Source organism: Pseudoalteromonas sp. BSi20652 (genome assembly GCF_000239855.1).
GTDB lineage: Bacteria > Pseudomonadota > Gammaproteobacteria > Enterobacterales > Alteromonadaceae > Pseudoalteromonas.
Map to the genome: position 1 here is coordinate 25689 of NZ_BADT01000104.1, position 12495 is coordinate 38183.

A 12495-nucleotide genomic window follows, 5' to 3' on the forward strand; every position below is an offset into this window, starting at 1 on the left:
CGCGTGCAGGAGTTTGTTCTGCCGTTATTTTTTAAGCCCCTCTTTTTGTAATTCTTCAAGTGAATTTAATAAATCATCACCCTTAGTTGAGGCTGTTGTGGCTTTATTTAAATCAGCTCCTTCGCTTGTCGATGTCTTTAAACTTAACTTTTGGGGATTATATACTGTATTAGGAGTCTCTGACGCTACAAACGTTTTTGAGTCTGCCTTAGCGGTATCGGCAAGTCCTATTTCAATTTGAGCTTTTAACTCATTAACTGTTTGCTTAAGCACTGCCAACTGCTCGCCTTTAGGCTGCTCTGTTTTAATATAAGCGTTTAATTGCGTTAATAAACTTTGTTTTTCAGTTGTATTAAGTGAATTTATTTCTGCGCTAAAAGAGTGTTTTGTTATCGTGCTTTGCGTTTTTTCGTTATCAGTAATAAATTGCGCAAGCATTTGCTTAAGATTTGAAGTGTTACTAGTTGCGTTACTTGTTGAATCAGTATTTTCTGATACCTTAACTTGCGCATTAAGTTGTGAGCGCTGCTCAGGCGTTAAACTAGCAATAACATTATTAGCTTTAATTAAGCTCGCATCTTTAGTCATTAACGCATCTATTGCTGCATTATTATCATCTTCAGTTGCAGTTAAAGAAGACTGAGTAACGCCCGCTTTGTCGCTGAGTGTTGGCAAAACTATATTATCTTTATCAGCAGACTTATTTTGTCCTAGTTGCTCTTTATAACTCATTGGAGAAAATTCAGGTTTATCGAATATAGGACCAATGCTGTCATCGGGCTTTTTAATTGTAGGATTTAATGGCCCTTCAATAGCGTCGGCAGCACTAGTTTTAGGATGCTTGCCTACATTTAATGGTAACGAGTTCAAAGACAATGAGCTTAAGTTATCGCTTTTTGAATCCGTTGATTTAGCCGTTTTAAAGTCTACATTAGTGGCAATTGGATTTTGCACTGCACTGGCTGTATTCGCTTCTTCAGCCGATACTTCATCACTTGTTTTAGAAGATAAAACTACTGCGGTGGTTTCTAGCTCTGCATTTTCTGATTCTAAACTGTTAGTCGCATCGAACGGCTTATTAACTGAAGTGCTCATTGCTTGTGCTGAATTAATTTGATCAAGCATCTCAACAGACACAAAAGTAACTTCGTCCGTTGTTACTTCATCTAGCGCTACGCTCAGATTTTCATTTTCTTCTGGCTGTTTATGCTTAGGTATGGCAATCGAATTTTCCGCATCGGGATTTTTATTGCCTTTAAGCAAAGGCTCCATAGAGTTATGCGCTTCGTTTAGCTGACTTAAAAATTCCTCGCCTAAATCCCCCTCACTATTAGCTAAGCTATTGTCTTTAAAAGCTAACAGTGAATCTTTTTCAGAAGAAACTAAAAACGAAATGTTATTCATCGCCATAAATCACCTAATACCATTACGGCAATATGCCACCGCATACCGCCAAAAGTTGAATTTCACTGAGTAACAAAGCAATTAACGTGCCTAACTTATAACGCTTTACGACGTTAGAAAAAACTGATTAGCTGAAAATTCATCTAACTATTTTTTGCTCGTTTTTTGCCATTAACGCATTTGCTTTGAGTTTTTGATTTTCGATTAGTTTAGCAACTGCTTTAGCTTTAATTTGCTGTTTAAGCCATAAAGTTTTACGTTGAGTAACAACTTGCTTAGCGGTATTTACTGTACTTGCTTGTTGGCGAATTGCCTCTTCAATTTTAGCTATAAAAGCATGGTACTGCCCAAACCCCGCACTAGATAAACCCGACTTACCTTTTAGATGTAACTGCTGAGAGTATTCAAGTCTAAAATTGTTTAAACCTTGCAGCTTTTGTTGATTCGATTGCAAGTTTTGATTGGCTTGTAAGTAACTCATGCGCAAATTTTCTTCTTTATCATTTTCAATTTTGAGCAGTAAATCGAGTTTGTTTTTAGCCATTATGCTTGTCCTAGTAACTGAGCAAGACCTTGCAGACCATCATCGTAACTAATGACATCTCGCATACCTTGTTGTAAGAATGCATTCACTCTTGGCATCATATTTATAGCTTGGTCGAGTACTTGATCGGTCCCTTTTTGATAAGCACCTAAAGTAATCATATCTTTGTTTTGTTGATACATTGAATAAACTTGCTTAAGCACTCGGGCTTGTTGCATATGCGGCTCAGAAACAACTTGAGGCATAACACGCGAAATCGACTTTTCTATATCTATAGCGGGATAGTGCCCGCTGTCGGCTAAATCACGCGATAGTACAATGTGGCCATCTAAAATAGCTCGCGCTGCATCAGCAATAGGGTCTTGCATATCATCGCCTTCACTCAACACCGTAAAAAAGGCAGTAATTGAACCTTGCCCTTCACCGCCATTACCAGCACGCTCCACCAGCGCAGGTAGTTTAGCAAACACCGAAGGCGGATATCCCTTTGTAGCAGGAGGCTCGCCTACAGCAAGTGCAATTTCACGTTGCGCCATTGCGTAACGCGTTACAGAATCGAGTAATAATAATACGTTTAAACCCTGATCTCTAAAATACTCTGCAATAGTTACGGCGCTCTCACAGCCTTTTAAACGCATAAGCGGTGATGAATCAGCAGGTGCTGCAACAACAACAGAGCGTTTACGCCCTTCTACACCGAGTATTTCTTCAATAAATTCTTTTACTTCGCGGCCACGCTCACCCACTAAGCCAACAACAATGACATCCGCTTCACTTCCTCGGGTCATCATACCCAGCAGTACTGATTTACCCACACCTGAGCCTGCAAACAAGCCCATTCGCTGGCCTTGCCCCACTGTAATTACCGAGTTAATAGCTCGCACACCTACATCCATAGGCTTAGTGATTGGTCTTCTTGAAAGCGGGTTTATAGTATTTTGTGCAAACTTTAAATAATGCTCAGCATTAATTTTACCCAGGCCATCTAGCGGCCGGCCTAAACCATCAACCACCCGCCCCAATAAGCTCATGCCTACAGGTAAACCTAAGTTGTTAACCTGAGGAATAACACGCGCACCGGGTAATACACCAGAGATGTGGTCGTTAGGCATTAAGTATAAAGTTTGATCGTTAAAACCGACTATTTCAGCGTCTACAAAGCCGTTCATGGTTTCTATTTTACATTGACTACCAACGGGTGCACGTAAACCTCTAGCCTCAAGGGTCAGGCCAACAACACGCGTTAAAATACCTGCCACAGCAGGCGCTGGGGTTTTAATATGTTGTTGATATTGAGATAAGCGTTCGCTTAAAGGTGCACGTTGAGTTGACATAACACGCCAATAAAATAGTTAGATACCACTATTATGCAAAAAACTATCCAACGTTTCTTTGACACGTGTTTTAAGGGTCATGTCGAGTGACGATTGCGCTGTTTTAACTTCACAGCCACCGCGTTCAAGAGTGGGTTCTGCCATTAATTGCCAGTTATTATCAATAATGGTTTGTTCGCCGTAGCTCTCTTTTATGAGTTCTAAATCTTCGGGGTTTAAATGGATTCGTACTTTTTCTTGTTCAGCATTTAGTGAATTAATACTTTGCTTTAACGTATGTAAAATCACATCAGGCGATGTTTTTACTTCTTGATAAATAACAGCTTCAGCTAACATACTTGCAAGTTGCACTAACTGTTTTTCAGCTTGTTCATCCACCTTATCTAGCGGTGCATTTAAGCCCTCTAAAATGGCTTTTAAACTCGTTAACTGCTCTTCAATTAATGGTTTTACATCATCAAGACCTTTTGTCTTACCTTGCTCTAAGCCTTCTTTATAGCCTGCTTCTTTACCTTCACCAACGCCTTTTTCAAAGCCATCTATGTAGCCCTGTTCATGACCTTGCTTAAGGCCTTCTTCGTAAGCATCTTGTCTAATGCGTTCAAGCTCAACCATGGTAAGCGTAGGAAGCTCAGGTTCTTGCGGCTCATCAATAGGCATTTCTTCGGCTAATTCTTTTTTGTACAGCTCACTAAGCGGTGTGCCGTAAGCTGTAGAGCGATTGCCAAAGCTCCTCTCATCAGGTGCTACATCTGGAATAGCCCAATTTTTTAATAATTCATCAGCTTCATCAGCCCGAAGTGTGCGTCCTTTGAGTTTACTCATAGTTTACAGGAACTCCTCGCCGCCGCCGCCGCCGAGCTGAATTTCACCCGAGTCAGATAAACGACGCGCTGTTGATAAAATCTCTTTTTGCGCTGCTTCTACTTCGCTTATACGGACCGGTGCCATAGCTTCTAAATCATCAGCAAGCATTTCGGCTGCACGCTTAGACATATTGCCCAATATCTTGTCTTTAAGGGCATCGTCGGTGCCCTTAATTGCTTTCATTAAAACGTCTTGTTGTACTTCTCGTAGAATTGCTTGAATACCACGGTCATCAACATCCATTAAGTTTTCAAACACAAACATTAAGTCTTGAATTTGCTGCGACATCTCTTCGTCATGTTCACGAATCGAGTCCATTAATTGCCCTTCTACGTTGGTATCTAGGTAGTTCATAATATCTGCAGCAGCTTTTAAGCCACCCATTTTAGCCGCTTGCGCACCGGCTTGGCCGGCAAATTGTTTTTCCATGATTTCGTTTAGCTCTTGCAGTGCTGCTGGCTGAACTTCTTCAAGGTTAGCAATACGCATAGTTAAATCTAAGCGAACTTTTTCAGGGAACTGGGCAATAATTTCAGCTGACTGCTCTGGCTCTAAGTACGATAATACAATGGTTTGAATTTGTGGATGCTCATTACGAATAATATTCGCTACCTGCTTAGAGTCCATCCATTTTAATGAATCCAAGCCTTTAGCGCCTGAGCCCATAACAATTTGGTCAATAAGGCTAGCAGCTTTGTCTTCACCAAGCGCTGCGGTAAGCGCCTTTTTAATAAAGTCTTCCGACTGAAAACCAATCGTACTAAAGCTTTGAATTTGTTCTATAAATAAGTTATGCACAGCGCTTATTTTAGCTTGTGATAAGTCCTGTAATCCAGCCATCGCCATACCCACTTTTTGTACCTGTTTAGGCTCTAAGTGTTTAAGTATTTGCGCGGCATCTTCTTCTGATAAACTCAAAAGCAATATAGCGGCTTTATCTACTCCATCGAGCTTATCAACATCAAAAGCTGGTGGGAGTTGTTTTTGTTCTTGATCAGTCATCTTCTGTTAACCACGCTTTCACTACTTGTGATGATAGTTCTGGTTCGTTAGCTACAAGGGCACGAATTGCTTTGAGTAAATCTTCGTCGCCATGTAAATCCGGTAACTGCAGTGTACCATCACTTGAGAAACCAATCGAAGCAGAATCAAAGTCTTTATTTAGCATATCAAGTGTATTATCGCCAATATCTACGCCTGAGCTTAATGCATCTTCATCGTATTCTTCTAGTGTATCGTCTGGGTAAATCAAACGTTTAAGCATTGGTTTTACTACAGCCATTATCAATACAATGATAACTAAGGCTCCCAATACAAGTCGGGCTATTTTCATAAACCAGTCTTGTTCCCAAAGTGGCACTTCTATTGCTAAATTTGTTGCTTCGCGAACAAACGGCACAGTCACTACTTCAAGTGCATCGCCTCTTTGCATATCAAAACCCACACCACCTTGCAGTAAACGACGAATATTTGACAATGCCTCTACCGAACGGGGAGTCATGGTTGTTTCGCCGTTTTCTCCCACTTTAGGGACGTAGTCAACAGCAACTGATACGCTTATTCTTCGGATAACACCACTTTGCTGGCGCTTGTGGGAAATTGTTGTATCGAGTTCATAATTACGTGTGGCTTCTTTATGGCTGCGTGTTGGCGAGGTTGCTGTACCTGCACCACCTTGCCCCGCAACCTCAGGTATATTAGAGTTCAGCGGTGGCTGATTTGTAAGCGCACCAGGTATACCGACAGCTAGGCCACCAATGTTATTTTCTTCAAATGTGGTTTCACTTCTAACCGCTGGTAAATCTGGGTTATAACGTTTTTGAGTTTCCTCAATCGAGCTAAAGTCCATGCTTAAATCAACTTGAGCTGTATAGTTTGCAAGCCCAACAACCGGTATTAAAATACTGTCTATTTTTTCAAGGTACTCTTGTTCACGTTTACGCTCTAAATCGTATTCTTTACGTGAACGTGCTGCTAATGAGCTTTGCGAACCTGAATTTAAAAGCCGACCATTCTGATCGGTAACCGTCACTCGCGCAGGCTCTAGGCCTTGCACCGCTGAGGCAATCATATCAACAACAGAGTCTACTTCTTCTCGGTTAAGTGAGCGGCCTCGTTTGAGTGTTAATACCACGGTAGCTGATGGTTTTTTCTCTCTGCGGGCAAATACGTTTTCTTTAGGAATAGCTAACAATACTTTAGCGCGAGTAATGTTGTTAAGCTCTTCAATTGTGCGTGCTAGTTGTTGCTCACGACCATGCTTTAAGCGTTCACGCTCTAAGCGCTGGCTTACACCAAAGCCCATATCTTGCATAATAATATCAGTGCCTGATGTAGGCCCTTGATCTAACCCTTCGCGGGTCATTAACAATTTAATATTTTGGTATTCACTTTCATCAACCGATACAACGTTGCCATCGAGTTGATATTCAATTTTTTGCGCATCCAAAAAGTCGAGCGTTTGAATAAGCTCTTCAGTTTGCATTTTGCCCAGTGGGCGCATATCTGGCTGACGAGCCCAAATAATAATAAAAATCGCGATAGCTAAACAAATCGCTAATGCTATTACCAGTGTTACTTGGCGCAATACATCAACACCACTTAAAGCACTTAAGTAGCCTGACTTTTGTTCTTGTTGATCATCACCACCACTTTGGTCGATACCGCCGCCAGCAAGTGCTAGGTCTGTAGATTGGTTAGATTGCGCCACAATAATTCTCCACTACCTAATTAAACAGGCATGTTCATGATTTCTTTATAAGCTTCAACAAGTTTATTACGAACCTGTACTGTAGCCTCAAAAGCAACTGACGATTTTTGAGAAGCAATCATCGCCTCAGCAAGCGATACACTTCGATCACCCATTTCAACCGCTTTTACTTTTTGACCTGCATCTTGCTGTAGACCGTGCACTGTATTTAGTGCATCACTTAGCATGTCGCCAAACTGGGAAGTAGAAGTAGGCTGAACTTGAGTCGGCAATTTATTTATTTGATTATTACGGCCGGCTTCTAAAGCCATTGATTGCATTTCTTGAAATACAGCACTGTTTTGAATTTTCATAATTTATCTCTGACACGCAGTGAACTCTTACAAGTAATAAAGCACAAAACATGCCAAATAATTAATTGTTAAAATACATGCAGTTAGCTTTAAATTATGTGAGTCAGAGTTTTGACAACCCTAAGTTCGCAGCGCAAACTTAGGGTTTATAGGAGGTTATGCAGGAAGTGAAATACCTAAATCGCGCATTTGCGCTAGTTTATAACGTAAAGTTCGTGGGCTTATGCCCAACGTTTCGGCAACGTCTTTACGCTTACCTTGGCAACGTGCAAGGGTTTCTAAAATAATGCGATGCTCTTTATCTTTAAGCTCATCTTTATAGCTACCGGTATCTGCTGCTAGTAAACCTTGTTTAGGCTCATCCTCGGCATGCAATTTTTCATCGTAGTATGCCGAGCTTAGCGTGCTTTTATCAACGCCTTTATCTGCGTGAGCTAATTCTGTTGGCGATACTGTTTGCGCTGGTGCCAATGAAGGCTCCATAACAAAGTTATTAGCTACTAAGTTTTCAATAAAAATAGCATGCTCGTTTATTGTATCGCCACTTCGCAGTATAAGCGCACGCTGTATAACGTTATCAAGCTCGCGCACATTTCCAGGCCACGCGTGGGCCAGTAACTTTTGCTCGGCAGCTTTATCTAAATACGCCATGGGCTCTTTACTTTTACTGATATGGCGCTCAATTAAATGCTTAGCCAATACAATAATATCGCCAGGGCGTTGGCACAATGGTCGCCACATAAGTGGAAAAACATTAAGCCTGTAATATAAATCTTCTCTAAATTGGTTTTCAGACACGGCTTCTTTTAAATCACGATTACTGGTTGCCAAAATACGTACATCGAGCTGAATTGTTTTACGACCCCCTAAGCGCTCTACTTCACGCTCTTGCAGTACGCGTAACAGCTTTGCTTGTAGCCCTAAGTCCATCTCTGTAATTTCATCAAGTAAAATAGTGCCGCCTTGTGCTTGCTCAAACTTACCCGGACATGCTTGAATCGCGCCTGTAAAAGCCCCTTTTTCGTAACCAAATAAAGTGGCTTCGAGCATATTTTCAGGAATAGCCGCGCAGTTAATCGCCACAAATGGCTCATTACAACGACTCGACTTATCATGAATATAACGAGCGAGTACTTCCTTACCTGAACCACTTGGGCCAAGTACCATTACACTTGCATCAGAGCGTGCTACTTTACTCGCAAGCTCCAATAATTGAATACTAGTTGGGTCGGCAACAATAGGTCCGTCGGTTTCTTTTGCTTTTTCAGGCAAATAACGGCTCACCATATTTAACAGCACTTCAGGTGCAAATGGTTTAGCCATGTAGTCAATTGCACCTAGGCGCATGGCTTCTACTGCATCGTCAATTGTGGCGTACGCCGTCATCATTAATACAGGTAAATCAGGGTGGTTTAATTTAATACTGCGTAGTAAATCAAGTCCACTCATTGCACCCATTTGCACGTCGCTTACAACAAGCGAAAATTGATCTTTTTTAAGCAATATCATTGCTTGCTCAGCACTGTTCGCTGCAACACATTCAATACCCGACATTTCAAGGGTATCTATTAAGGCTTCACGAAGCCCAGCGTCATCTTCGACAACTAAAATAGTGTTACTCATAATGAACCTTCTAGTTTAGATGTTGCCTTAATAGGCAGTAACAAGCTAAAGCAGGCACCACCATGCGTATTATTAGTCACATCAACACGGCCTTGGTGCGCACTAGCCACCGAACTTACTACCGCAAGCCCTAAACCTGTGCCCTGACTTTTGGTAGTAAAAAATGGTTCAAAAATTTTATCGCTTTGGCTTAAATCAACACCTGGGCCATTGTCGCTTACACTAATACGAACCATATCTAAATCTTTTAAATCTCTTTGTGCGCTAATTTTTACTTTTGCACCGCCGCCAATAACTTGAATACTATTGTGCACAAGATTTTGAATAGCACTGGCCAATGCCGTTTTATTACCGACTATTTGTATATCTGGCTCTGGTAAGCTTACATCCAGTTCACTTTCATTAAGTGCGACCATCGCATCAGCGCCCGCTTTAACTTCTGTTAAAAGCTGCTGCATTGAAACTTGCTCAACAACTTGCTGATCGCCACTTTTAGCAAATAACAGCATGTCGTTTACTTGAGTTTCTAAATCTTTTAAACGCGACATTAACTTTGTTTGAAAGTTATCGCGAGATGCTTCGGGTAAGCGCTTAGACCCTAAATTAGCGGCGTAAAGCATAGCGGCTGAGAGCGGTGTACGAACTTGATGCGCCAGTGACGCAACCATTTTACCCAGCGCGCTTAATCGCTGCATATGTGCAACACGTTTTTGTAAGCGGCGAGTTTCGGTTAAATCCGTCATTAAAATAAGTTGCCCAGGCTCTGGTGCTAAAGCGGTAATATCAAGCTTTATTAGGCGCCCGTCTTTTAAAGACACTTCGTGGCCATCATCTTGATGCGGCCTAAAAGAGCGCTGAATAACATTAAACCAGCGTTCGCCTTCAAGTGGCTCGCCAAGCATATCAATCGCTATTTGATTCGCTTTTGCAATCAACCCTTTGCCATCAAGTACAACCACTCCTGCTGGCATGGTATCAACCAAATGCGAAAGCCAACTTGCTTGCTTGCGCAGATCGCTTAATTCACCAATGTACTCCTCTTGAAGTAAACATGGGTTATACTGATTTGCAGAAAAAAACTGTGGTTTAAGCACGCTAGCAAGGGCCATAATCAAATCTCGAATTGATGTAGATATATGTCTAAATGCACGATTTATACCAAAATTTATTTACATACTTATCATTAAGTTACATCAATAATTTGAGCGACATAAAAATGACGCACACAAAAAGGAATAATAATGAGTGAGCAAATAAAGTGCCGTTGCCCGTGGCTCGACACCACTAAACCCGACTACGTTATTTACCATGATGAAGAATGGGGTGTGCCTCTTTATGATGATACAAAACTGTTTGAATTTATCACGCTTGAATCCGCGCAAGCCGGCTTAAGCTGGTACACAATTTTAAAAAAACGCAGCGGTTACAAAAAAGCATTTGCTAATTTTGATGTAGATAAAGTGGCACAATTCACACAAGATGACGTTGAGAGACTAATGCTTGATGAAGGGATTGTGCGCAATCGCTTAAAAATTGCGGCAACCGTCAACAACGCAAAGCGCTTTATAGAAATACAAAAAGAATTTGGTAGCTTTAGTAACTACCAATGGCAGTTTGTGGATAATAAACCGATTATAAGTAATTTAAATAACGTTGAGGACTACCCAGCAATTACAGAGGCATCAACTGCATTTGCGAAAGATTTAAAAAAACGGGGATTTAAGTTTTTAGGCCCTACAACGGTTTACGCTCATATGCAGGCCTGCGGTATGGTTAACGATCACAGTAATGATTGTTTTAGAAAAGAAGAAATTATTGAGGCTTTTAGTGGGTAAGTGATTTATAGCTATAAAAGTGATTTGTTTACAAAGAGGTTAAGAGACGCTTCGCTTTAGAGAAGTAACGCGTAGGTTGACTATGGCTTCTCATTTACCCTCGTTTTTTCTATTTGTGAAATAACGTTTTATTTAAATGATTAAAAGTCTTGTTTTTCACGCGAGCAAGTCTAGCGTCTACAACAAAAGTAAAAACCGTGTAGGTGCGAATTTACTTCGCGCTCTTGCTAATATTTTTGAAGTAAAGTGCGGTATAAAACCGCACCTACAAAACGAGGGGTTATTTATCTACTGTGTTTGGCCAATTTATAACTAAACACTGACAGCTGCTTTTAAACCTTAATCTCTTGAGAGATTATACTTTTTCATTTTCTCAACGAGTGTGGTTCTGCGAACACCCAATATCTCTGCAGCGCGAGCTACAACGTAATCATAACGCTCTAACGCTTGGGTTATTAAGCTTATTTCGAGCTCGGCTAAATAATCTTTAAGTTCAATACCATCATCTGGCAATAGCCCACTACCCGTTTGGCTAAACTCAGCGTCAGGCTCACTCTCATAATCGCTAAAACCGGTGCTAAATATGTCGTTAAAGGCGTCTTTTTCCATTAACTCTTCAGGGTATTCTGGCTCGTAGGCTTCAACTTCAATGTAACGATATTTGTTAGGTAAATCGGGAATATCAACCACTTTTTCAGGGAACATAATAACCATACGTTCCACTAAGTTAGCAAGCTCACGAATATTACCAGGCCAAGCATGTTCTTTTAAGCTCTCAACTGCGCGCTCGGTAAACTTAGCGGTAGAACCTGTTTGGTCGTTAACACGGCGCATTAACTCTTTTAAAAGCAGCGGAATATCATCAGCACGTTCACTCAGCGATGGGTTTTCGATAGGAAATACATTTAAGCGGTAATATAAATCTTCCCTAAAACTCCCCTCTTCAATCATTGTTTCTAGGTTACGATGCGTGGCCGCAATAACGCGTACATCAGCCTGAATAGCCTTTGTACCACCAACACGCTCGTAGCTGCGTTCTTGCAATACTCGCAGCAACTTAACTTGCATTTGTAGTGGCATATCGCCTATTTCATCTAAAAATAGCGTTCCACCTTGAGCTAGTTCAAACCGCCCTTTACGCGCCGATATAGCACCAGTAAACGCGCCTTTTTCGTGGCCAAATAGTTCACTTTCGAGCAGTTCTGCCGGTATAGCACCACAGTTAACTGGTACAAACGGTCCATTAATACGCTTTGAAAGCAAGTGTACATTACGGGCAACCACTTCTTTACCTGTGCCTGATTCGCCTAAAATTAAAACATTAGCGTCGGTTTTTGCCACTTGTTCAATTAAAAAGCGAACATCTTTTACGGCCTCTGTTTCACCAACAAGTCCGTCAAAAGTTTTATGTGGTTTAGAATGCTTATGCTCATTTGGCAACATGCGCTGATACTGCTGGCAATCGTGAAGTAACTGCGTTGTCACTTCGTGATTAAATGGCTCGCAAATAAGCCCCACCACATTAGCTATACTTAATAGTGGTTTTAGCGTCTCGCCAATTAATAAAAACGGTAATGTTGGATAGCGTTTAATTAAGCTTTCGTGGTCAAGTGATTGCAACGCTCCTAAAATAATCATGCATTCTTGCTGCTGATATTTTTTGCACTCTTGCTCAAAGCTTTCTTCGCTTAATAGCTCAGAAGCTTCACCAATAAAGCTAAGTGAAGCATTTAATCCTATTGCGCGGTTGTTATTATTATCTAAAATCAAGATCATATTTAGCGAGCCGTACTTTCACTAATTTGTATAATTAGTTAAATTGTAA

General features: G+C 41.0%; 10 protein-coding genes and 1 pseudogene. 1 reads left to right on the top strand and 10 read right to left on the bottom strand.

Annotated elements, in window-relative coordinates; translation table 11 throughout:
• Positions 1-24: 24 nt before the first annotated feature.
• From P20652_RS18090 to P20652_RS09170, 9 genes and pseudogenes are all read right to left on the bottom strand, one after another.
• Positions 25-1410, bottom strand: a complete 1386-nt coding sequence (locus tag P20652_RS18090) for a hypothetical protein (protein ID WP_008168773.1) — start codon at positions 1408-1410, stop codon at positions 25-27.
• 89 nt (positions 1411-1499) lie between these two features.
• Positions 1500-1948: pseudogene (fliJ, locus tag P20652_RS09205) on the bottom strand (flagellar export protein FliJ).
• Positions 1948-3282 (bottom strand): flagellar protein export ATPase FliI, encoded by a 1335-nt coding sequence (fliI, locus tag P20652_RS09200; RefSeq protein ID WP_008168776.1) that lies wholly within the window; start codon positions 3280-3282, stop codon positions 1948-1950. The pseudogene fliJ and the gene fliI overlap by 1 nt, the downstream one beginning before the upstream one ends.
• Before the next feature lie 18 nt (positions 3283-3300).
• Entirely contained in the window at positions 3301-4107 is an 807-nt protein-coding gene (gene fliH / locus P20652_RS09195; protein WP_008168778.1) for a flagellar assembly protein FliH, read from the bottom strand.
• Positions 4108-4110: 3 nt separating this feature from the next.
• Positions 4111-5151 (bottom strand): flagellar motor switch protein FliG, encoded by a 1041-nt coding sequence (gene fliG / locus P20652_RS09190; RefSeq protein WP_008168780.1) that lies wholly within the window; start codon positions 5149-5151, stop codon positions 4111-4113.
• Positions 5144-6859 (bottom strand): flagellar basal-body MS-ring/collar protein FliF, encoded by a 1716-nt coding sequence (fliF, locus tag P20652_RS09185; RefSeq protein WP_008168782.1) that lies wholly within the window; start codon positions 6857-6859, stop codon positions 5144-5146. The genes fliG and fliF overlap by 8 nt, the downstream gene beginning before the upstream one ends.
• Positions 6860-6879: 20 nt before the next feature.
• A complete protein-coding gene (gene fliE / locus P20652_RS09180) occupies positions 6880-7212 on the bottom strand; it encodes a flagellar hook-basal body complex protein FliE (RefSeq protein ID WP_008168784.1) in 333 nt (110 codons plus the stop codon).
• Positions 7213-7368: 156 nt separating this feature from the next.
• Positions 7369-8835 carry a sigma-54 dependent transcriptional regulator gene (locus P20652_RS09175; protein ID WP_008168786.1) on the bottom strand — a complete coding sequence of 489 codons (1467 nt, stop codon included), beginning with the start codon at positions 8833-8835 and terminating at the stop codon, positions 7369-7371.
• Entirely contained in the window at positions 8832-9944 is a 1113-nt protein-coding gene (locus tag P20652_RS09170; RefSeq protein WP_008168789.1) for a PAS domain-containing sensor histidine kinase, read from the bottom strand. The genes P20652_RS09175 and P20652_RS09170 overlap by 4 nt, the downstream gene beginning before the upstream one ends.
• Before the next feature lie 132 nt (positions 9945-10076).
• Here P20652_RS09170 and P20652_RS09165 point away from each other — a divergent pair, with 132 nt between their 5' ends.
• Positions 10077-10670: a DNA-3-methyladenine glycosylase I gene (locus tag P20652_RS09165; RefSeq protein WP_008168796.1), complete on the top strand. Its 594-nt coding sequence runs from the start codon at positions 10077-10079 to the stop codon at positions 10668-10670.
• 339 nt (positions 10671-11009) lie between these two features.
• Here the strand turns inward: P20652_RS09165 and P20652_RS09160 are convergent, their stop codons facing one another.
• The gene (locus tag P20652_RS09160) at positions 11010-12446 is read right to left on the bottom strand and encodes a sigma-54-dependent Fis family transcriptional regulator (RefSeq protein ID WP_008168798.1); all 1437 of its coding nucleotides are present in this window, start codon (positions 12444-12446) and stop codon (positions 11010-11012) included.
• Positions 12447-12495: the final 49 nt, after the last annotated feature.